Annotated in this window: 25 protein-coding genes and 1 tRNA gene; 16 read left to right on the top strand and 10 right to left on the bottom strand. The window is 62.7% G+C overall.

Features of this window, described 5'->3' with window-relative positions:
• Positions 1 to 56: 56 nt before the first annotated feature.
• The 5 genes from M5C98_RS01845 to M5C98_RS01825 all read left to right on the top strand — a co-directional run bounded on the left by M5C98_RS01845 (position 57) and on the right by M5C98_RS01825 (position 3,495).
• Positions 57 to 713, top strand: coding sequence for an XRE family transcriptional regulator (locus M5C98_RS01845; RefSeq protein WP_272550629.1), 657 nt, complete (start codon positions 57 to 59; stop codon positions 711 to 713).
• 117 nt (positions 714 to 830) lie between these two features.
• Positions 831 to 1,412, top strand: coding sequence for a hypothetical protein (locus M5C98_RS01840; protein WP_272550627.1), 582 nt, complete (start codon positions 831 to 833; stop codon positions 1,410 to 1,412).
• 3 nt (positions 1,413 to 1,415) lie between these two features.
• Complete coding sequence (locus M5C98_RS01835) at positions 1,416 to 1,919, top strand: hypothetical protein (RefSeq protein WP_272550626.1); 504 nt, start codon at positions 1,416 to 1,418, stop codon at positions 1,917 to 1,919.
• Between the two features lie 489 nt (positions 1,920 to 2,408).
• A complete protein-coding gene (locus M5C98_RS01830) occupies positions 2,409 to 2,786 on the top strand; it encodes a hypothetical protein (RefSeq protein WP_272550625.1) in 378 nt (125 codons plus the stop codon).
• A gap of 115 nt (positions 2,787 to 2,901) precedes the next feature.
• Positions 2,902 to 3,495, top strand: a complete 594-nt coding sequence (locus M5C98_RS01825) for a hypothetical protein (protein ID WP_272550624.1) — start codon at positions 2,902 to 2,904, stop codon at positions 3,493 to 3,495.
• Positions 3,496 to 3,532: 37 nt separating this feature from the next.
• Here M5C98_RS01825 and M5C98_RS01820 read toward each other — a convergent pair whose 3' ends face one another.
• The 3 genes from M5C98_RS01820 to M5C98_RS01810 form a co-directional block, all read right to left on the bottom strand.
• Positions 3,533 to 3,814: a BrnA antitoxin family protein gene (locus tag M5C98_RS01820; RefSeq protein WP_272550623.1), complete on the bottom strand. Its 282-nt coding sequence runs from the start codon at positions 3,812 to 3,814 to the stop codon at positions 3,533 to 3,535.
• The gene (locus M5C98_RS01815) at positions 3,792 to 4,118 is read right to left on the bottom strand and encodes a type II toxin-antitoxin system RelE/ParE family toxin (protein ID WP_272550621.1); all 327 of its coding nucleotides are present in this window, start codon (positions 4,116 to 4,118) and stop codon (positions 3,792 to 3,794) included. The genes M5C98_RS01820 and M5C98_RS01815 overlap by 23 nt, the downstream gene beginning before the upstream one ends.
• Before the next feature lie 282 nt (positions 4,119 to 4,400).
• Positions 4,401 to 4,898, bottom strand: a complete 498-nt coding sequence (locus M5C98_RS01810; protein WP_272550620.1) for a helix-turn-helix domain-containing protein — start codon at positions 4,896 to 4,898, stop codon at positions 4,401 to 4,403.
• Between the two features lie 272 nt (positions 4,899 to 5,170).
• On the opposite strand from M5C98_RS01810, the gene M5C98_RS01805 reads away from it, so the two are divergent.
• Positions 5,171 to 5,848 carry an HNH endonuclease signature motif containing protein gene (locus M5C98_RS01805; RefSeq protein WP_272550619.1) on the top strand — a complete coding sequence of 226 codons (678 nt, stop codon included), beginning with the start codon at positions 5,171 to 5,173 and terminating at the stop codon, positions 5,846 to 5,848.
• A gap of 65 nt (positions 5,849 to 5,913) precedes the next feature.
• On the opposite strand, the gene M5C98_RS01800 is transcribed toward M5C98_RS01805, so the two are convergent.
• A complete protein-coding gene (locus M5C98_RS01800; RefSeq protein ID WP_272550618.1) occupies positions 5,914 to 6,399 on the bottom strand; it encodes an Arc family DNA-binding protein in 486 nt (161 codons plus the stop codon).
• 103 nt (positions 6,400 to 6,502) lie between these two features.
• Between M5C98_RS01800 and M5C98_RS01795 the strand changes: the two genes are divergently transcribed.
• The 10 genes from M5C98_RS01795 to M5C98_RS01750 all read left to right on the top strand — a co-directional run bounded on the left by M5C98_RS01795 (position 6,503) and on the right by M5C98_RS01750 (position 12,350).
• A complete protein-coding gene (locus M5C98_RS01795; protein ID WP_272550617.1) occupies positions 6,503 to 6,664 on the top strand; it encodes a toxin-antitoxin system HicB family antitoxin in 162 nt (53 codons plus the stop codon).
• Positions 6,661 to 7,578, top strand: coding sequence for an ORF6N domain-containing protein (locus M5C98_RS01790; protein ID WP_272550616.1), 918 nt, complete (start codon positions 6,661 to 6,663; stop codon positions 7,576 to 7,578). The genes M5C98_RS01795 and M5C98_RS01790 overlap by 4 nt, the downstream gene beginning before the upstream one ends.
• 133 nt (positions 7,579 to 7,711) lie before the next feature.
• Positions 7,712 to 8,497 (top strand): hypothetical protein, encoded by a 786-nt coding sequence (locus M5C98_RS01785; protein ID WP_272550615.1) that lies wholly within the window; start codon positions 7,712 to 7,714, stop codon positions 8,495 to 8,497.
• Complete coding sequence (locus M5C98_RS01780) at positions 8,494 to 8,931, top strand: hypothetical protein (RefSeq protein ID WP_272550614.1); 438 nt, start codon at positions 8,494 to 8,496, stop codon at positions 8,929 to 8,931. Before M5C98_RS01785 ends, M5C98_RS01780 begins: the two co-directional genes overlap by 4 nt.
• On the top strand, positions 8,928 to 9,554 hold the full coding sequence (locus M5C98_RS01775; protein ID WP_272550613.1) for a hypothetical protein: 627 nt from the start codon (positions 8,928 to 8,930) through the stop codon (positions 9,552 to 9,554). The genes M5C98_RS01780 and M5C98_RS01775 overlap by 4 nt, the downstream gene beginning before the upstream one ends.
• A complete protein-coding gene (locus M5C98_RS01770) occupies positions 9,551 to 10,393 on the top strand; it encodes a hypothetical protein (protein ID WP_272550612.1) in 843 nt (280 codons plus the stop codon). The genes M5C98_RS01775 and M5C98_RS01770 overlap by 4 nt, the downstream gene beginning before the upstream one ends.
• A complete protein-coding gene (locus M5C98_RS01765) occupies positions 10,390 to 10,620 on the top strand; it encodes a hypothetical protein (RefSeq protein WP_272550610.1) in 231 nt (76 codons plus the stop codon). Before M5C98_RS01770 ends, M5C98_RS01765 begins: the two co-directional genes overlap by 4 nt.
• Complete coding sequence (locus M5C98_RS01760) at positions 10,607 to 11,077, top strand: hypothetical protein (RefSeq protein WP_272550608.1); 471 nt, start codon at positions 10,607 to 10,609, stop codon at positions 11,075 to 11,077. Before M5C98_RS01765 ends, M5C98_RS01760 begins: the two co-directional genes overlap by 14 nt.
• Positions 11,074 to 11,310: a hypothetical protein gene (locus tag M5C98_RS01755; RefSeq protein WP_272550607.1), complete on the top strand. Its 237-nt coding sequence runs from the start codon at positions 11,074 to 11,076 to the stop codon at positions 11,308 to 11,310. The genes M5C98_RS01760 and M5C98_RS01755 overlap by 4 nt, the downstream gene beginning before the upstream one ends.
• Positions 11,311 to 11,411: 101 nt before the next feature.
• Entirely contained in the window at positions 11,412 to 12,350 is a 939-nt protein-coding gene (locus M5C98_RS01750) for a tyrosine-type recombinase/integrase (protein WP_272550606.1), read from the top strand.
• A 418-nt stretch (positions 12,351 to 12,768) separates the two neighbouring features.
• On the opposite strand, the gene M5C98_RS24735 is transcribed toward M5C98_RS01750, so the two are convergent.
• The 6 genes from M5C98_RS24735 to rsmB all read right to left on the bottom strand — a co-directional run bounded on the left by M5C98_RS24735 (position 12,769) and on the right by rsmB (position 18,319).
• Positions 12,769 to 12,960, bottom strand: coding sequence for a DUF5678 domain-containing protein (locus tag M5C98_RS24735; protein WP_442867269.1), 192 nt, complete (start codon positions 12,958 to 12,960; stop codon positions 12,769 to 12,771).
• Positions 12,961 to 13,222: 262 nt separating this feature from the next.
• Positions 13,223 to 13,298: transfer RNA gene (locus tag M5C98_RS01745), tRNA-Phe, on the bottom strand.
• A 51-nt stretch (positions 13,299 to 13,349) separates the two neighbouring features.
• On the bottom strand, positions 13,350 to 14,048 hold the full coding sequence (locus M5C98_RS01740) for a response regulator (protein ID WP_272550605.1): 699 nt from the start codon (positions 14,046 to 14,048) through the stop codon (positions 13,350 to 13,352).
• A gap of 38 nt (positions 14,049 to 14,086) precedes the next feature.
• On the bottom strand, positions 14,087 to 16,375 hold the full coding sequence (locus M5C98_RS01735; RefSeq protein ID WP_272550604.1) for a sensor histidine kinase: 2,289 nt from the start codon (positions 16,373 to 16,375) through the stop codon (positions 14,087 to 14,089).
• The gene (locus tag M5C98_RS01730; RefSeq protein WP_442867219.1) at positions 16,372 to 16,995 is read right to left on the bottom strand and encodes a DUF4390 domain-containing protein; all 624 of its coding nucleotides are present in this window, start codon (positions 16,993 to 16,995) and stop codon (positions 16,372 to 16,374) included. Before M5C98_RS01730 ends, M5C98_RS01735 begins: the two co-directional genes overlap by 4 nt.
• Complete coding sequence (gene rsmB, locus M5C98_RS01725) at positions 16,985 to 18,319, bottom strand: 16S rRNA (cytosine(967)-C(5))-methyltransferase RsmB (RefSeq protein WP_272553109.1); 1,335 nt, start codon at positions 18,317 to 18,319, stop codon at positions 16,985 to 16,987. The genes M5C98_RS01730 and rsmB overlap by 11 nt, the downstream gene beginning before the upstream one ends.
• Positions 18,320 to 18,354: the final 35 nt, after the last annotated feature.

Genomic DNA, 18,354 nt, shown 5'->3' with positions numbered 1-18,354 from the left:
TTCGGACTATTTTTACATGTCTCGCAAGAATATTCAACTGAGATTAAATGGTGTCTATGCAAACACTCGCCCAACGCATCAGATCTGCCCGCACGGAGCTCGGGATCACTCAGGTGGAATTGGCCAAGCGGGCCGAGATGAAACAATCGGATGTGTCGAAGTTGGAGCGCGGCGACTCGCAGAAGACCTCCAACCTTATCCGTTTGGCTATGGCTCTGGCCGTGAACCCGCAGTGGCTGGACACGGGCGATGGACCGCGTAGACCGGAAGAATCCAATGTCGCGGCAGCCCCAATGCTCGGCCGGTCACGGCTGGTCCCAGTGGTAGGACACGTCAAGGCAGGGCCTGACGGATACCTGGAGGAGATGCAGTACCCCGTCGGCCACGGCGAAGGCTGCGTTGAATACTGGACGAAAGACGAGGCTGCCTACGCCCTGAGAATCAAGGGCGACTCGATGCACCCCCGATACCGAGCCCGAGAGTTCATCGTAGTGACGCCTTCCATCGAGGCTCAGCAAGGCAATGACGTGGTGGTGCGGATGCGCGACGGCAGGAAGCTGCTGAAGCAACTCAACTGGCAACGGCCTGAAGAGCTGCAGCTTCTGTCGATCAACGACGGCTATGCACCGATGACGCTCGACACGGCAGAGGTTGATTCGATCCATCGGGTAGGGGGCAGCGTGCCGCCCGATGCATTCATCGAGCCCTGCTGACCAAAACTACGTAAGTAGTCGGAGAAGAATTTAAATATTCCTTCGCGCTTGACGTTGTAAATTCTTTTAGGAATAATTCATTCCAGACGCCCACCCCGGGCGGTTTCGGAGTGAAGCATGGCAGTAGCCAAAAAAACCGAGCAAGCGATCGAACTTCCGCGCCTGGCCATCGAGGTCATCCGCATTCGCCTGGTGGGGGACTCCCCGCTGATCTGCCACGCATGGAGCGAGAAGGCCAAGCGCCAGATGCTCGACGCGCAGATGAAAAAGGCCAAGCAGGCCAAGGAAGCCAAAGACCCCCAGGCCGACTACGAGCAGTCCCTGTACCGCCACCCTGACGGCGGCTACGGCTTCCCCGCCGTGGCATTCAAGAGCGCCGCGGTCGATGCCTGCTCGCACGTCGCCGGCATCACCAAGGTGGAGGCCCGAGGTGCATTCCACATCGTTGGCGACATGGTGAAGCTTGAAGGCGAGCCGGCGCCACGGGAAGACATGGTGCGCGTCGGCATGGGCACGGCCGACATTCGCTACCGCGGCGAATTCCGTCAATGGGCGGCCGAGATCACGGTCCGCTTCAACCGCAATGTGCTCAGCGCGGAGCAGATCGTGAACCTTTTCAACACCGGCGGATTCGCCATCGGTGTGGGTGAGTGGCGCCCCCAGCGCGATGGCTCCTTCGGCATGTTTCATGTGGAGTGACCCATGAAGACCGTCTACCAATTCAAGGCCGGCGCGCACATCAGCGGTGACGCCCAGGCAGTCGGCGAACGACTCGACCAGATCCGCAGCAAAGCAAACGGCCTCACCCCCGAGTCGGTGGTGGCCGACGCAGCACAGCCCAGCAGTGTGCTGCACCCGCACTTCGAATGGGACGACTCGAAGGCCGCCGAGCGCTATCGGCTCGACCAGGCGGGACACCTGATTCGCAGCGTGACGGTGGTGTTCGAAGAGCCCGAGGCATCGGCCCCGCCGCGCACTGTTCGCGCCTTCCTGCCCGTCGAAACAGGTACGGGTGAGCGCGTGTACGAATCATCGGTGCGCGCGATGAACGATGGCGAGATGCGGGCCCAGGTGCTCAAACGCGCCCACGCCGAACTCTCAGCAGTCAGCCGCAAGTGGCGCGAGTTGCAGGAGTTGGCGGGCGTGTTTGAAGCACTCGACCAGGTAGCGCTGCAGTTGCAACCGAAAGAGGGCATTACGGCATGACCTTCTCGGCATGGCAGGCGATGCGAGGTGTGGCACGGCTTGGCAGGGTGTGGCTCGGCAACTCTTGGCAGGCGAGGCATGGCGCGGTGAGTCGCGTCGAGGCGAGGTGTGGCTTGGTAGGGCAGGCACGGCGGGGCCAGGCACGGCGAGGCTGGGCAGGGCATGGCTCGGAATGGCTTGGCAGGCATGGGATCAATCAAATTCGAAGGGCTGAAATGAACAAAACCACAGCACCGGCGCGGCGCATGCGCCGTACTGAACTCGCAAGGGCAGCGGCATGACTACCGAGCGCGAAATTCAGAACGCCCGAAGGGACTATGAGCGTCAGTGTGCAGAAGCAGAAAGCCAGGCTGCCCGGGGCGAATGCCGCCGCCCTAACCCGCAAAGGGCGTGGGCAGCCGCGTTCATGGGCTCCATGGCAGCGCTTTTCATCGTGGCCGTGCTGGCCCGCGCAGTGTGGCGGTGGGCATGAGCTCCACAACTCTATCCATGAGCCAGCAGGCCCTGCTCGAAGTCCGGCTCGACGCGTGCCACGGCATGCCTCCGATGGATGCCCGCGCCCTGCGCTTCTTCTGCCGGCAGAACGTCACGTCGGCCGATGCCGTGCGAGCCGCAGAGCTTCAGGGCCGGCAGGATCGCGCCACCGGAGTGCGCTGCATGTGCGCCTTTTGCGAGGGCAACAGCAACGAGATCGGGGGGAAGGAGCGCCTGCGCCAGCACTACGCCGCGCTTCGCCATGCACAGCTGACCGCTGCGGGCGTTGACCCGGCCAAGCGAAGCCTGCTGATCGAGGCTGAGATCAACAACGGCGCGGCTTTTCAGATCGCCCCCGTCACCGTCACCCGAACGAAAGGAGCATCGAAATGAAGCAAGTCATCCTTCTTTGCCGGCTGGCCGGCATGCGGCGCGCCGCTGGCGCTGGGCCTGTCGATGCCGTCACCTGGGCCGCCGGCCTGCTGTGGCGAGCTCGTGGGAGCCGCCCATGAACTTCAGCATTTCGGGAGAAGAAAGCGGCGACCAACTGATCAAGCAGCTCGTGGGTCTGCGGATCGTCGCCCGACGCGTGGTGAAGGGCACACAGGACGCAGACTGGGTGCGCGACTACTGGGAGCGGCAGCGGGATAACGCGCCAGACGGGGCGACGCAAGGCGTCGCGATCAGCGAACTGGCCGATGCTGCCGAGCGCCAACTGCTATTGCGGTCGAGTGAGATCGAAATCGGCGAGTACTTGATGCGCCTTTGCAGTGCGCTCGACAAGAAGGCCAGCCGGATCCAGATCTTCGAGGCCATCAACTGCGGCACCGCTGACCGCGACACCGAGATGGTGCGCAAGTATGGCGACCGCAGCCATAGCCTGATCTGCGTGCTGGATCTCGAGAACAGCGCGACCAAGGACGACGAGATCACCACCCGCCCGCTGAAGTGGTGCCACACCATGGCCTTCCTGCGCGCCATGCAAACGAGCCCCAAGCTCGACCGCATCGTGCACGACGGCGCGAACGAGTTCTTCAACGGCGCATTCGGCGAATACCGCGAGCGGCCATTGCTGGAGCGGCTGGCAGGGAGGCCGTGGTGATGACAGCCCTGGCAATTTCCACGAAGGCTTGCGGCGCCTACAACCGCCCTGCCTTGATGTCAGCCCGCAGCAAATCGTTGGCCCGCGTCTGCCAGCCCTGGCCCGTGGCCTTGAGCGCTTGCAGCACGTCTGCGTCAAAGCGAATGGTGGTAGACACCTTCGCGTCAGTCTTTACAGTCCCCGCTGGCCGCCCACGCTTGCGCGCAACAATCTGCTCCGAGGTATGCACAGCAGCGTACTCGCCACGCACGGCTTGGTCCATGCTGCGCAGCAGAGCTGCTTCAAACTGCGCCACTTCAGGGTCTTTGATTTTCGGCATCGAATTTCTCCTTGATGGCCTTCAACACATCGGCGCTGATGTTGTCGAACTTGGCCTTGGCGTACACCAAGATCAGAACGACCTCGCCGCGCTCGTTGCGCGTGAAGTAAATCACCCGCGCGCCGCCTCGCTTGCCCATCCCTGCCCGCGCCCAGCGCACCTTGCGCAACCCGCCAGAGCCCGGGATGACGTCACCAGCTTCGGTGTTCACCGCGATCCAACTGATGAAGTCAGCACGCTCTTCATCGGACCAGACTTGCGAGGCCCAGGCGACAAATTCGGGGGTCTCGATCACGGTGAACATGAATTTATTGTAGTAACGTTAAATTTGCAACGCAAGGATTATTTGTTGCTACAGATAAATCCGGCTGCAAGATGGACATTCGTCACGCTGGGCGCGAACAGTAACCCCGTCAGCTTTGATACCGCCCTCACTGTGGGGGAGGAAAACCGCAGCGGAAGCGGTTTTGTGCAAGTGCAAGCGCTGGCCGAAGGGAGTGGTGTGATGGTAACCATTGCGATTTCCACAACGGTAGGGGTGCGCGAACCTGCGCACATTGGGCACTACAAAAGTTTTGTATTGGGATCAGGCCTTGGGCTCGGCATCGTCACCCGTTCCCACCCTTGCCTCCAAAGCTCGAATTCTCTTGCTGAGTTGGGCGAGGTCACTGTCTTCGACGGGGCCCGCGCCATCCTTCGCCTGGAGTTTGGTCATGTGTTCCGCGACCAGTTTGGCGAGAAATCGATCGGGCGTCATCCCCTCCTTCGCCGCCAATTCCGTAAAGCCGTCCAGCGTAGCGGGATCGCCGTGAATCGTGAGCCAGCTGAAAGCCCCTCTGGGCGCGCCGACCTTCACCAGCATCTGTCGCCCGTCCCCCTCACCGTTAACCAACCACTCAGGAGTAACTCCCAAAGCCGTCGCCAGAGCGCGCAGTGTCGCAGGCCGAGGGAAGGCCTTGCCAATTTCGTATCGGGACACCTGCGTTTGAGTGATTCCAACTTGCTGAGCGATTTCGCCCTGGCTCATCGCGGCTCGGTTGCGCGCCAGTGATAGCCGAATTGCAAAGTCTTTGTAATCAGTCATGAGAACTAAATGAAAAGTACTTTGAAAAGTACTTCAAACTACATACAATCAACATAAACGCTTAGAAACGTCGTAGAGGAGCTTAAATTGAGTACTGCAGAGGATACAGCTAAGTCGCCTGGGTGGATACAACACAAAGTCCGTCCAGAACTCAAGGCATGGATCACCCAGTTGGCGAAAGAGCAGGAACGCAGCCAGGGCTGGATCGCAAACCGGCTGTTAGAGGAAGCGTTTGCTCGCGCCCAGCCATCGCAGCAGGAAGGGCCGAAATCATGAAATCCATCGCCTTGCTCGAGCCCTGGCAGGTTGAAAAAGTAAGATCAAAACTGGCCAGCCGACTAACCCAGGCGGAAGGCGGTTGCCACCTTCTTATCGGCCGTGGCAGGTATTCAAATGGCTATCAGTTGGTCAGTGCCGGGGGCTTTTCCTTCTCTGCACACCGACTGGCCTACGAGTTGAAGCACGGTCCAATCAGTCCCTCCGCGCTGTCCAATGGAAATTGGTGGGTTCTGCACAAATGCGATGTGCCGAACTGCTGTAACCCCGACCACCTTTACCTGGGCACTGCAAAAGACAATGCGCGCGACCGTGCGATGCGGGCACGCATGAGCATCACAGATCGGGCTCAATGCCGCCGCTGGCGCAAACCAGAAGATATCGGCACACCCGTTGGGACCGTGTTCTGGGAAATCGAAGGCGAAGTCCGTGAGCTTCGGGAATGGGCGGAAAAGTTCAGAGTGCCAGAGGGGACGCTGGATCTACGCCTTAAGGCGGGCTGGCCACCCGCGCATTTGGACATGCGCCCAAAGATTGGCAATCGAGTGCCGCGTCAAGAAAAGCACACCTACAAAAGACTGTCTGGGCTTCCTGCAGTTCAAGCCCATCTCTCGCGCTCCACCTTCAAGGGGAAGCGCACTTCCACTACCCAACAGAGAGGACAGCCATCATGAGCCATGTCCTTGCTGCCCGATGGCACGACCACGATGTGAAGCACTACAAAGATTTTGTAGTGGGATCAGGGTTCAGCCTTGAGATCCTTGGCGATTTCCTGCAGTTCTTCGGGATTGCCTGGGGCCGCTTGAATGGCGGCATCCATGACCGTACGGCTTTCGTGAATCGAATGCGCGATGTGCTCAACGGACTTGGCACTGTCCAATTTGAAATAGGTCTGCATCGTTCGAACAATGTCGTCCGGTGTTCCATGCCCGATTGCAATTGCCATGTCTCGCACAGCTTTATTGACAGGCTTTGCCTGTGCGGCTGGTGGCAGCAACGCATAGAACTGCCTGAGGTGGAAACACAGCATCGATTGCACGCCAACAAACGTGGCTTTCAGAGCTTGCTCAGCTTCAAGGCGACGCCCCTCAAGACCGGTCTGCTGAAGCCTTTCGATGATCTCGGCATTGAAGCTTCGTCCGGCCTTGTCAGCAGCCTCGTGAATTTCCTTGTGCAAGTCGGGGGGGACGCGCAGCGCTGTGCGGATGTAGTCGTCTTGAGCCATATGGTGAATTTTACCCGCCGGCTTCAAAATGGTGTTGACACCAAAATGAAGCCGAACTACATTAATTGTGCGGCTTCACTTTGAAGCCGACGAGGACAAGAGTATGGACACCCAGCAGCCCCAGGGCGTGACGTTCACGCTTCGTGTTCCCGGCCCGCTTCAGGAAAAGGCGAAGGGGCTCGCAAAGTCAGAGCACTTGAGCTTGAACAGCCTGATCGTTCGTTTGCTTGAGCGCGAGGTCGCTCAGAAAGGACAGCAGCAGTGAGCAACATCGTCAAGATCAACGAAACCGCCCTGCAGGTGATTGAGTACCAGGGCCAGCGGGTCGCAACGCTGGCGCAGATCGACGCCGTGCATGGCCGGCCGGAGGGCACGGCGCGCCGCAACTTCAACGAGCACAAGCATCGTCTTGTGGAAGGCGAGGACTACTTCGAGGTGACTGCGGACGAAATTCGTACGCAGTCGCTGGGCGATGCTTTCGCACCGCGCACCCCAAAGGGCATGCTCATCACCGAGCAGGGTTACACCATGCTGGTGAAGCCGTTCACCGACGATCTCGCATGGCAAGTCCAGCGCCAGGTGGTTACCGGCTACTTCCGCGCCAAGGAAGCCGCCGCCCTGCCCCAGCCCGAGAAGGCCAAGCGCCCCCCCGTGCGTGGCCGCACGCCACTTGAGCAAGTGAAGATCATCAACTTCGTGGGCGATGCACTGAAGCAGGTGCCGGGCGTGCGGCTAGGCATGGTTGCAGCCGCAAAGCTCAAGGCATTTCAGGAACACACCGGCATTGACTTCAGCGAGTTTCGCCGGGCGCTCCCACCCGTGGCGCTGGAGCACATGGTCCACCTGAACCCTACCCAGATCGGTGCGCGCGTTGCGGAGCAGACTGGTCGCGCGAAGGTCAGTTCGCAGGTGGTCAACAAGGTCCTGATCGCGCTGGGCCTGCAGCGGCACACAGAGAGCGGCTACGCCCTCACCGAAGAAGGAGCCAAGTACGGCGAGGCCCACGATTTCAGAGCGATGAACGATCACGGCGGCATCCAAATCGACTGGTGGGAATCGGTGGTGCCTCTGGTGCGCGACAACCTTCCGCAAGAGAGGTCACAGCGCGGTAAGGCGAAGGGTGTGTTCGCCCAGAAGCTGCCGAAGGGCCCAGACGAGCCGCAAGGAGCACTGTTGTGACCGCGCCCACCGCCGCCTCCAGCGGCAGGAACGGTTGCACTTTTCAGGCAACCGGCCAAAACGGCGAAGCCCCGATGCAGGTGAGAGCGCATCAGGGCTTCTAGATCAAAAACCATAGCAAGGAATTCAGATCATGGCGAATCGTATCGCAGGGACACCCGCGCCCGCAACCACGGCAGGCAACCGCCCCACCACGGGCACACCCACCAGCCGCCTCTCGCCAAACAAGCGCAGGCCCCAGCCAGCCCTGCCCGACCCTATCACCGCGCAGGACGTTCTGGAGCGCATCGGAGAAATCGGCGTCCACTGGTGGTCCGTCATCGATTCGGTGCTGGAGACACACCAGTGTCGCGACAGGATCCACCCTCACCCGGTAGCGCCGCTGCCCGAGTGGGCGGTGGAACGCCTGAAGGATCAAGGCCGGCACAACGCGGCCGAGCATGAATTTTCCGAGAAGCGCCATCTGCTGAAGGACTGGCTGCATCTCGCTGAGGTCGGCGGATCGCAGTACCGCTACGAAGCGTGGACGTCCCACGGCCATCGGCTGGAGTTCCGGCACCTGTCCTGGGCAGATGCCGCCACCGTCGTGGATCGGATGAAGGTCGATTTTCCAGACGCTTTTGTCGCCAGAGTCCACGTTCACAGCCACCAGTCGATGGTCGATGACCCCGCACTCTTGAACACCTTGATCGGGGCAATCCAGCACGTCGGAACCTTCATGCCTGAAAGCACCGAAGATGAGTACACAGTCCGCGACGAAACCGGCCGCAACGTCACTGTGACCGCGAGCCAGCTTCGCGCACACCCTGTGTATGAACGCCTGAGCAAAAAGGGAAAGGAGTCGCTGAACCACTACTTGGATGAGTGCAAGCCTCGCAAGGAGCGCATTCGCGCGGCTGCAAAAGAGGGGAAGCTATGAAAGTTGTAGCAGAACGCCCAAGTGCGAACCGCGAGGCGCGCGGTTCGGGCCTGCCCGCGCGGGCGGTGGAGCGGATAGCAGCGCCGGACGATCTCGCCCATCTTTTCGGCCAGCAGCTGGTGCAGGTGCACGCCCCGCTGTGCCACCCTGAAATCGAGTCGGGAGACTGTATCGAGGTCGATTTCGACCGACGAACCTTCCGACACGACGGGCTCTACCTGATCGCGATCGATCACGAAGATGGAGCCCGCTGGCACGGGGCGCGTCGCTTCCAGATCCGGCCTGACACTGAGGGCTGCAGGTTGTGGGGCTTGGACGTAGCCGCGCAGGCCTGGGCGCCAGTGTCACCAGACCTGCAATCGCGCATCACCGTCTATGGCGTGGTGCGTGAGGTCTATAAGCCCGCGAGCAAGCTGCGGAGGGCTGCAGCATGAACGCTGTGATCGACACCCCATCGGGGGTTCGCAAGCCCCGCGCCAGCACCGCCCGCGTAGTGGCGGAGGTCACCCCTTTGCCCCAGCCGTTCGGCTATGGGGCCGGCCGCCACCTGGTGGTGGACCATGAAAATCTGGCCTGGCCAGAGGCCGATAAAGGGGACGTTCTCGACATCGATTTCGACGTGCGCGAGTACCGCGGCGAAGGGCGATATCTGCTGCACCACAGTCCGCCAGCCGGTGAGGTTGTCGGAGCGCCGGGCTGCTGGCCATTCTCCAGCCGATGGACATGCGTGCAGGAAATTCACCGAAGCAACGGCCAGTTCGAGCGCTTCGTGCACGGAGAGTCGCGCGGCTGGAAACCGATCCCGACCGAGGAATGGGAGCGAATCCAGATTCTGGGCAAGGTGCATGGCATCTACAACCGGCGCGAGCGCTACGACCGGCCCGGCGTCCTGGAGGTCGGTCGGGTGACCGGCATCGGCGAGGCCGAGGGCGGTGCATACATCCACCTTCAGCCCGAGGCCGGAAGGACCATCACCATCAGCGGTCTGACAGAGTGGCAGGTGCGCACGCTGTCCGGCCTGGTTGCGCGCGACATGCGCATGGAGTTGAAAGCATGAACGCCGTCGCCACTGCACCCCCTCGAAAAACCCGTGTTACGCCTGCAGCCAAGCAGGTGCTGCAGACGACCCCCACAGCGACCATCGATGCACTCACGCGCGCGCTTGAATCCGCATGGTGCGCCACGGAGGTTGAAGACCGAGCCGACGAAGCCAGCCATATCCTCCTTGCCGCGTTCAACGTTGCTGAAGGTCTGCAGCAGATAAAAACCGATTCTGATCGTGAAAGCCTGCGCACAATCCGCGCGCTAACCCATGCTGCGCAAAGGGCGCTCGACGTGGACACCTCCAAAGAGCGCTTCGATTCCATCCTCGCGGCGCACACTCTCCTGGACGCGCTCACCGATTCGCCGCCCTCCAAGACGGAGCACGTCCCCGGACGGGGCGAGCACGCCCGGCAAGAACAGCCCCAAGTCGTCCAGTACACGCTCGCACCAGATCAACACAACAGCCTGTTCATTCGAATGGATCACGCCCTGGCTGTGTTGCAGACACTGGTTCACCTGTTCGGGGGGGACGCGGGCGTTGATGAACCAGGGGCTGTGCACGGCCTCCACGGCGCCCTTCAGCACGCGCAGTGGCTGCTGAAAGGCCTGCACCTGGAGATCATGAGAACGGACGCACCCCTCCCCGACGATCTGCGCTGGCGGACATTTGAGGCGAGCGAACTGATCGACTTGATCGAGGGCCTCGAATGCGCGAACGGATTCACCTTCGACCGGCTATCCGATGCACTTTGCTGCAGCTACTTCAGCGCAGCCGCCGAAGCGCTGAACATCGCGAAAGAAGCACTCGAAAAAGTGGGCATCCGAGCGCCTCTCAGGGAGGCCGCACTATGAAGGCAGCCAACTCCACGGTGAGCATGGACCACCTGAACCCAAGCCCTGGCCAAGTGGCCGCGGCAGTGATGGCCAACCTGCAAGCAGCAGCAGAGGAAACTCGGCAGGATCTCGAGGACGCCTTGGCCAGCGCTCAGGAGAGATTCCAGCAGCGCACAGGGCTCAGTTTCAGCTGCCCGGTGCTGGCTCTCACAATCAACTGGGGCGAATACCATGAAGCGCTCTGACCTGCAGCACCTGCGCCGCCTCGTGGCCTGGGTGCAGTGCGAGATCGGGCAGAGCCCCGAAGAGCTGGTGGCCACCGCGCGCAACATCGCGGACGTGCTGGGCAATCCGCCGCTGGACCAAAGCGCGCAGGTGCGCATGGTGCAGGCCCACGACAAGGCCCGTGCGGTGCCCAAGTACGTGCGCGCTGCGGTCAACGCGCTGGACCGCTATGCTCGCCCGCCGGCAGCCGCACCCAGCGCCACATCAGCAGCGACGTGGGAGCCCCAATTCGATTGCATGACGCCCGGCCAGGAGGAATTGGTAATGGAGTTTTGCCTGGAGATCGCAGGCCGCAGGGGCGAACCGGGCCGGGCGCCAGATCCCGTGCGCCTGCTTGAAATGGCCCAGGCCCTGTACGAGGTAGAGCGGGCAGGCTCGCAGCAGGTCGAGGGCGAATCGGCAGGGGGTACGGGATGACAGAAGCGATCGCCGCCATAACTCCGCACCTGACAGCCGCCGAGATCGATGATCTGTGCGCGCCGCTGACCCAGCGCCATGCCCAGATGCGGCACATGTGCCTGCTGCTGGACGTGGAGAGCCTGCCGCGCCGCCCCGATGGGCTGCCACTGGTCGGCCGTCGGATGGCAGAGGAGCGTCTCAACCGGGTCGGCACCACGAAGAAGGCCGGCGGATTCAACTGGAGTCGATGATGGGGAGAAAGCGCGACCGCGCGTCGGGGTTCGGCCTTCTGCCGCGTATGGAGGCTCGGCCCCACAAAGGCGGCGACAAGGTGACCTACCGATACCACCCCATGGGTGGGAAACCGGTGAACCTGGGTCAGGACAAACGGGCAGCCATCCAGAAGGTGCTGGACATGAACGGTGCCGCAGACGACAGCGGGACACTACTTGAGCTTTGGCGCACATACCAAACGCTACCCCAATGGAAGCGCCTGAGCGACCAGACCAAGAAGGACTACACCATCTACAGCGTGAAGCTGCTGGAGGTGATGGGCAAGGCCTCGGCGCGCATCATCCGCCCTGCCGACATTGCCCGCTATCTGCGCGTGGAGCGCGCCGATGCACCGGTGCGCGCGAATCGTGAGATTGCCTTGCTGTCAAACCTGATGACCGTTGCGGTAGAGCGCGGCGACATTGACGTGAATCCGTGCAAGCAAGTAAAGCGCAACCTTGAGAGCCCCCGCACGGAGGCGCCCGAGCCGGCCGAGCTGGCCCGGTTCATCGCTTGGCTGGCCAGCCAGGGGGAGCAGCGGAAGGTCATCGCGCTGATGGCTGAGTTCGCCGCAATGGCTGGCTCTCGCCGCGTGGAGTTTCTACACCTGACGCTGCCGCAGATCGACAGCGCGGCGAGCGTGATCCGCCTGATGCGCGCGAAGCAGCACGGGGGAGCAAAACGAGCCGAGAACGTGGTCATCACGTCGGCAATGGAAGACCTAGTGCGCCGCGCGCGCGCGCTGCCCCGGCCCGATGGATGCCTGCATGTGTTCACAACACGAGATGGCAACCCGTACACAGACACGGGCTTCGCCTCGACCTGGCAGCGGGCAATGGCAACAGCCGTGAAGGACAAGGTGATCCCAAGGCGCTTCACGTTCCACGATCTGCGCGCCTACTACACGACCCAACACAAGGCGCAATATGGTGCGCTGCCAGAGCTGCATGCCGACGCGAAGACCACCGCAAAGATCTACGACCGTTCGCGCATATCCGTACGCAAGGGGCTAGGCTAGTATTCCAACCTAAAACGTTCGTGTCCCATGGTGAAGGTCAGTCTGTCAAGTACATCTCTACCGATCAACCCGAAGATGGAGACGTTAAAAAAGGGTCGTGCGAGCACCTCAAGGGCGGGCAGGACGAGAGCATGCTCGCCAGGCGTACGGAGTTCAAATCGCACGTCATAGGAGTTGCAGGTCGTGGGCGCAATGTGGGTTGTAGAGCCCACAATGTCGCGTGCGCCGCGTTGCGGGATTGCCAAACTACGCATGGTGTCCTCGTTAACCATGGTGGTGTCAGCCCCACTATCGACCAGGAATGGCAGGCGGATGGGCGAAGGAACGGATTGCCCAACAGCCCTCATCGCATTCGCGCGTGGATCACTGACGCCGATCCATACGTCAATGATGACTCCACTTGGCCCATACCCACCACTTATCTGCGGCACGGACCCAAGTCACGCGCAAAGTGAGCCACGTCCTGGTCCTCCGCGACCTTTTTTACGAAAAAGGCTTCGAGTCCGAATTTGGCATAAGCCCATGTGAGGGCTTCCTCATAAGTCCGAGCAAACTGAACAGGCGAATCGCCCCTGATCACCACGTAGTCACCTTCATGCTGCGACAACATGGCTGGCAATTGCTCCCTATACGCATGGAGCTCAGTTTCAAGCGCAATCATGAGCCACCTACCAAGAGTTATACAAGATTATCCACAGGTTATGGAACGACAAGAGACATGTTATCCACAGACCACTAAGCTACTGTACGCACAGTTGCCCGCATCAGCAACAAGAAAAAAACGATCGCCTTGAAAGAAGTGTCAATTCCCAACGCGGGAATAAAGCGAAAAAGCCGCTATAGCTTTCATAGCTATAGCGGCTTACATGACATGGTGGCCTGGGGCGGAATCGAACCACCGACACAAGGATTTTCAATCCTCTGCTCTACCGACTGAGCTACCGGGCCTAAGCCTCAAATTATAACCAGAAAAAAGAGGCGTTTTGAAACTCAGGCGACTTAATTGCGTTTGCCGCGGCCCAGGTCCACGCCGAGCTGGCGCAGCTTGCGGTACAGGTGGGTGCGCTCCAGGCCCGTTTTTTCGGCCACGCGCGTCATGGAGCCGCCTTCGCGCGCCAGATGAAACTCGAAGTACGCCTTCTCGAAACCGTCGCGGGCTTCACGCAGCGGGCGGTCCAGATCGAACCCCTGGTGCGCGTGCGGACCGGGGTCTTTCGCGACCACGGGCAAAGGCGCCACCGGCACACCCTGGGTATCGGGTGCAGCGGGGGCCGCCATCGCAGGCGGCGGGGTGGCAGCAGCCGGCGCGGTGGCCGATGCAGCCGGCTGCGCGGCGCTGCGCGCCAGGCCCTGCTCGACCGCCTTGAGAAGCTTCTGCATCGTGATGGGCTTTTCCAGGAAGGAAAAGGCGCCGATGCGGGTGGCTTCGACCGCGGTGTCGATGGTGGCGTGGCCGCTCATCATGATCACGGGCATGGTGAGCGTACCGGCCATGGCCCACTCCTTGAGGAGCGAGACGCCATCGGTATCGGGCATCCAGATGTCAAGAAGCACGAGGTCGTACGCATTGGCGGCACGGGCGGCGCGGGCCTGCGTGGCGTTCTCTGCGAGGTCCACGCTGTGCCCTTCATCGTTCAGAATTTCCGACAAAAGGTCACGGATGCCCAGTTCGTCGTCCACCACCAGTATGTTTGCCATGGGTTTTGATCAGCCTCGCGATACGTTTCCAAGTGTTGTTAATGTGCCACCACGTGGCCAGGGGCGAATGATAGCGACACTTGTGCGCCAAGCACCACCCCCTCTTCCACCCGATTGACAAGATCGACACGGGCCCCATGCTCGTCGGCGATCTTTTTCACTACAGCAAGTCCCAGGCCAGTGCCCCGTGGCTTGGTGGTTACATACGGTTCGAATGCCCGCTGAAGGATGTGGTTGGGAAATCCCGTTCCGCTGTCGGTCACCGTCAGGCGCACGCGCCGCGATGACTGGCTCCAGCGGGTGGTGATGCGCACGGGCGCACTGACAGTTCCGCCGCCAGCCTCCGCCTGCTCTCGCGGGGTCTCGCTGGCGTCCTGTGCGTTTTGCAAAAGGTTGTGGATGACCTGCCGCAGTTGCTGGGCATCGCCCGCGATCGGCGGGCAACGGGGATCGAGTTCGGCCTCGACGGGGACGGTGGCGTTCTCGGCGCCGTAGAGTTGCAGCACGTCGGTGACGAGGGCGTTCAGGTCGAGCGCATGCAGTTCCGCCGCCGGCAGGCGGGCGTAGTCGCGAAACTCGTTGACCAGCCGCTTCATCGCATCCACCTGATCGACGATGGTGCGCACGGATTTGGTCAGCACGGCTTGCTCAGGGTCCTGCAGCTTGCCGGAGAGCTTCATTTCCAGGCGCTCAGCGGACAGCTGAATCGGTGTGAGCGGATTCTTGATTTCGTGGGCCAGGCGCCGGGCGACTTCGCCCCAAGCCTGTGCACGCTGCGCCGAGACGATTTCCGTGATGTCGTCGAACACCAGCAAGCGCAGTGCGTTGGGCAATTCGGCGCCCCGCGCCACCAGGCTGGTGCCACTGGCGGCCACGCCCGAGGCGGGCGAGCCGTAGAGGTCGAAGGAATGCTGCCAATGGTCCAGCCCGTGTTGCTCACGGTCGCCCAGGAAAGCCTCGAAATGGCCCTGAATGGCACTGGCGAATTCGGCCAGACCCGGCACGTCAGCCAGCGGCCGGCTCTCGAAGGCCGCCATCGGGGCGCGCAGGATGCGGGTGGCGCCGGGGTTGGTGGAGCGGATGCGCCCCTCGGCGTCCAGCACGATCACGCCCGCGGTGAGGTTGTCGAGAATGGTCTGCAAGTGGGCCCGCGCCGCATCGACCTCGTCCATGCTGTGCTCGACGGCGTTGCGGGCATCGGCCAGTTGCTGGGTCATGACGGCGAAGGACCGGGTCAGCCCGCCCAGTTCATCGTTGCCCTGCAGCACGGCCTTGGGGCTCAGGTTGCCCGATGCGACCTCGCGCACGCCTTCGGCCAGCACCAGCAGGGGGCGCGCCAGTTGGCGGCCCAGCAGGACGGCGAGCAGCACGGCGCCGAAGACGGCCAGGAACAGGCTCAAGGTGAGCGTGCCGATGTACATGCGCCGCAGCCCTTCGCGGGCCAGGGCGCGCTCCTGGTACTCCCGGTTGGCCTCCTGCACGGCGATGGCGTTGGACACCAGCACTTGCGGAAGCCGCAGCGTGGCCTGCAGGTAGCGGGGCTCCACCAGCAGTCCCACGCTGGCGTTGCCGACGGCCACGAGGGTCTTGACCCGGGCGTTCTGCACTGCAGCGGGATCGGCGATGTCGTCCAGACCCTCGATCTGGAAAGTGGCGCGCTGCTGGCGCGCGTTGCGCAGCAACTGGGCGCTGGGCCGCTCGGGGCTGAGGTCGAAGCGGGACTGCCCGGCACTGGCGACGGGCTGGCCCGACGTGCTGAACAGCACCACGTCACTGGCCCCGAGCTGGTCGCGGATGCGTTCGAGCACCACACCCGCCCCCGCGTCGGGCACCTGCGCGAGCTGGCTGCTGGCGGTGCGCGTTTGCGTGGCCATGTCGCTGGCGATCGTATCCAGCGTGACCCGGGCCAGGCTGACGCCGGCGGCCAGGGCGCCCTCCACCTTCACGTCGAACCAGCTCTCGATGGAGCGGGATACGAACTGGTAGGACACCACGTAGATCAGCAGGCCGGGCAACAGCCCCACGACGGCAAAGATGCCCGCCAGCTTGACCAGGAGGCGGCTGCCGAACCGACCCCGCCGCAGGCGCATCGCCAGGCGCACGACAACCCATACGAGCACGGCGAGCAGCAGCAGGGCGATGAGAACGTTGAGGCCGAACAGCCACCCGTAGTTGCGCTCGTAAAGTGCCCGGTTGTTGGTGGCCACAGTGAGCAGAAAGAGCAGCACCAGCCCGATCGCGCACATGATCGCCACGCCCACGCCCAGGGCCCAGCGGGAGGCACGGGTCTGCTGGGGCGTGCGCGGAACGCTGTGGTCGTCGGTCATGGCGCGCGCTCTGGCACGGCGCGCACGCTGCGCGACAGCATCAGGTCCCAGCCCGAGCGCCCCACCGCGCCGATCTGGAAGGGACGGGGCAATTGGGACATATCGAGGCGAAACTGGAAATGCACGGTGTAGGGGCCGCCCGAGACCTCCTCCGCATCGGCGATCTTCCAGCGGCTGATGCGCTGCATGGCAGAGAGCGCGTCGCCCAGTTCATCGAAATTCTGTCCCAGCGCCACCCCCAGGCCCGTGTTGGCGAATGGCGTGGAGGACTGGTTCAGGCGCCACCGGCGCGTGAGCGGCTGGTAGCTCAGGCGCAGGTAGCGCACGGAGTGGGCAACGGCCTTGTCATACCAGTACCAGCGCTCGCGGACCACATCGGCCTCCGCCACGAAGTACATGGAGATGCCCTTGTAGAGAGCGTCTTCCGCCAGCTCGGGCAAGTCGAAATGCAGCGTGGTGGACAGGTACAGGCCCTCGTCGTTGGCTTCGACGCGCAGGTCGCCGGCATCGGGCTGTGCCAGCACCGCGGGCGACCACAGTGCCAGGCACATCCACAGCAGCGCGGCCACGGCCATCGACAGCCACGCGGCAGGGCGCGAAGCGGGTCGATCAGCCGGCATGTTTTTGCAACAGGGCGTAAAAGAAACCGTCATGGTCACCCGGACGATTCTCCGAGACGCCGCCGCTTTCGTCCGTTTTGCCGGGCATTAAATGGCCGGGAGACGGGAGCAAATGCGCATCGGTGTTGCGCGCAAGAAACGTTTGCACCTGCGCTTCGCCCTCAGCGCGAAACACGGAGCAGGTGCAGTAGAGCAGTCGCCCGCCGGGCTGGAGCAGCGGCCAGAGCGTAGCAAGCAGGCGGGCCTGCTGCTGGGCCAGCTGCTCGATGTCGGATTCGCGCCGCAGCCACCGCACGTCCGGGTGGCGGCGGACAATGCCGGAGGCCGTGCACGGCGCGTCGAGCAGGATGGCGTCGAACAGCCCGCCCCCGCTGGCGTCGAGCCACCCGTCCTGCGGCCGCCCCGCATCGGCCACGAGGACCTGGGCATGAACGCCCACCCGGTCCAGCGTTTCATGGATACGGATGGCACGGTCGGCATCGATTTCCAGCGCCACGACCTTCACCGGCGATGCGGCACCCGCATATTCCAGCAAGTGCGCGGTTTTTCCACCGGGGGCGGCGCAGGCGTCCAGCACCCGCAGCGGCTGCGCCAGATCGAGCCCCTGCAGCAACAGTGGAGCGGCCATCTGCGCGGCGCTGTCCTGCACCGACACCTGGCCCTCGGCAAAGCCGGGCAACTGGTGCACCGCCACCGGCCGTTCCAGGACGATGCCGAACGCATCCGCAGCAAATGCTCCTAAATTAATAGCATCTAGCCCTAGTAGATATTGCGCTGGAGTCGTTTTTTGCACATTGACCCGTAGCACCATCGGCGCATGGTCGTTGTTCGCCTGCAGGATCTGCTGCCAATGCTGCGGATGGTCCTTGCGCAACCGGGCGATCCACCAGGCCGGGTGGTTCCACTGGGCGACCGGATCGCTGTCGGTGGCAGCAACGAGCGCATCGCGTTCGCGCAAAAACCGGCGCAGGCAGGCATTCAGGAAGGACGCCTGCGCCTGCGAGGCAGGGTTGCGCTTGGCTGCTTCAACGGCCTGATTGACCAGCGTGAACGCCTCGTAGGGTGCCTCTTCGGGCGCCCATGCCAGTGCCAGGGCCGTGCACAGCAGCGCATCGGCCCGCGGTGGCGGATTGCGGGGCGCCAGTTGCTTGCGCAGCGCCTGCGCCCGGCCCAGATTGCGCAGCACCTGGAACAAGAGGGCCTGCACCCCCGGCCGCAATCCCGGTTCGACCTCCGCAATGGCTGCCGTGCCCGACTGCCCGGCGCGCACTGCCTGCAACGCCGTCACCACCGCGTCCAGCTGCCGCCAAAGCGCGGGCTCCATGCGGCGTTCGCCCTCCGCTGGGGGCGGAAAGAAAC

Origin of the sequence: Acidovorax sp. NCPPB 3576, from assembly GCF_028473605.1 — a bacterium.
In the GTDB taxonomy this organism is placed as follows: domain Bacteria; phylum Pseudomonadota; class Gammaproteobacteria; order Burkholderiales; family Burkholderiaceae_C; genus Paracidovorax.
Note: the sequence above shows the minus strand (reverse complement) of the source record. Positions and strands in the feature narration are given on the sequence as shown.

Bases quoted from the DNA above. Each gene is read 5' to 3' on its own strand.
- M5C98_RS01830 (WP_272550625.1), top strand. From the start codon at position 2,409: ATGAGCCAGCAGGCCCTGCTCGAAGTCCGGCTCGACGCGTGCCACGGC.
- M5C98_RS01810 (WP_272550620.1), bottom strand. From the start codon at position 4,898: ATGACTGATTACAAAGACTTTGCAATTCGGCTATCACTGGCGCGCAAC.
- M5C98_RS01785 (WP_272550615.1), top strand. From the start codon at position 7,712: ATGGCGAATCGTATCGCAGGGACACCCGCGCCCGCAACCACGGCAGGC.
- M5C98_RS01805 (WP_272550619.1), top strand. From the start codon at position 5,171: ATGAAATCCATCGCCTTGCTCGAGCCCTGGCAGGTTGAAAAAGTAAGA.
- M5C98_RS01755 (WP_272550607.1), top strand. From the start codon at position 11,074: ATGACAGAAGCGATCGCCGCCATAACTCCGCACCTGACAGCCGCCGAG.
- M5C98_RS01750 (WP_272550606.1), top strand. From the start codon at position 11,412: ATGGGTGGGAAACCGGTGAACCTGGGTCAGGACAAACGGGCAGCCATC.
- M5C98_RS01800 (WP_272550618.1), bottom strand. From the start codon at position 6,399: ATGGCTCAAGACGACTACATCCGCACAGCGCTGCGCGTCCCCCCCGAC.
- M5C98_RS24735 (WP_442867269.1), bottom strand. From the start codon at position 12,960: ATGTTGTCGCAGCATGAAGGTGACTACGTGGTGATCAGGGGCGATTCG.
- M5C98_RS01815 (WP_272550621.1), bottom strand. From the start codon at position 4,118: ATGTTCACCGTGATCGAGACCCCCGAATTTGTCGCCTGGGCCTCGCAA.
- M5C98_RS01795 (WP_272550617.1), top strand. From the start codon at position 6,503: ATGGACACCCAGCAGCCCCAGGGCGTGACGTTCACGCTTCGTGTTCCC.
- M5C98_RS01730 (WP_442867219.1), bottom strand. From the start codon at position 16,995: ATGCCGGCTGATCGACCCGCTTCGCGCCCTGCCGCGTGGCTGTCGATG.
- M5C98_RS01775 (WP_272550613.1), top strand. From the start codon at position 8,928: ATGAACGCTGTGATCGACACCCCATCGGGGGTTCGCAAGCCCCGCGCC.
- M5C98_RS01770 (WP_272550612.1), top strand. From the start codon at position 9,551: ATGAACGCCGTCGCCACTGCACCCCCTCGAAAAACCCGTGTTACGCCT.
- M5C98_RS01735 (WP_272550604.1), bottom strand. From the start codon at position 16,375: ATGACCGACGACCACAGCGTTCCGCGCACGCCCCAGCAGACCCGTGCC.
- M5C98_RS01760 (WP_272550608.1), top strand. From the start codon at position 10,607: ATGAAGCGCTCTGACCTGCAGCACCTGCGCCGCCTCGTGGCCTGGGTG.
- M5C98_RS01845 (WP_272550629.1), top strand. From the start codon at position 57: ATGCAAACACTCGCCCAACGCATCAGATCTGCCCGCACGGAGCTCGGG.
- M5C98_RS01820 (WP_272550623.1), bottom strand. From the start codon at position 3,814: ATGCCGAAAATCAAAGACCCTGAAGTGGCGCAGTTTGAAGCAGCTCTG.
- rsmB (WP_272553109.1), bottom strand. From the start codon at position 18,319: ATGGAGCCCGCGCTTTGGCGGCAGCTGGACGCGGTGGTGACGGCGTTG.
- M5C98_RS01740 (WP_272550605.1), bottom strand. From the start codon at position 14,048: ATGGCAAACATACTGGTGGTGGACGACGAACTGGGCATCCGTGACCTT.
- M5C98_RS01835 (WP_272550626.1), top strand. From the start codon at position 1,416: ATGAAGACCGTCTACCAATTCAAGGCCGGCGCGCACATCAGCGGTGAC.
- M5C98_RS01840 (WP_272550627.1), top strand. From the start codon at position 831: ATGGCAGTAGCCAAAAAAACCGAGCAAGCGATCGAACTTCCGCGCCTG.
- M5C98_RS01825 (WP_272550624.1), top strand. From the start codon at position 2,902: ATGAACTTCAGCATTTCGGGAGAAGAAAGCGGCGACCAACTGATCAAG.
- M5C98_RS01780 (WP_272550614.1), top strand. From the start codon at position 8,494: ATGAAAGTTGTAGCAGAACGCCCAAGTGCGAACCGCGAGGCGCGCGGT.
- M5C98_RS01765 (WP_272550610.1), top strand. From the start codon at position 10,390: ATGAAGGCAGCCAACTCCACGGTGAGCATGGACCACCTGAACCCAAGC.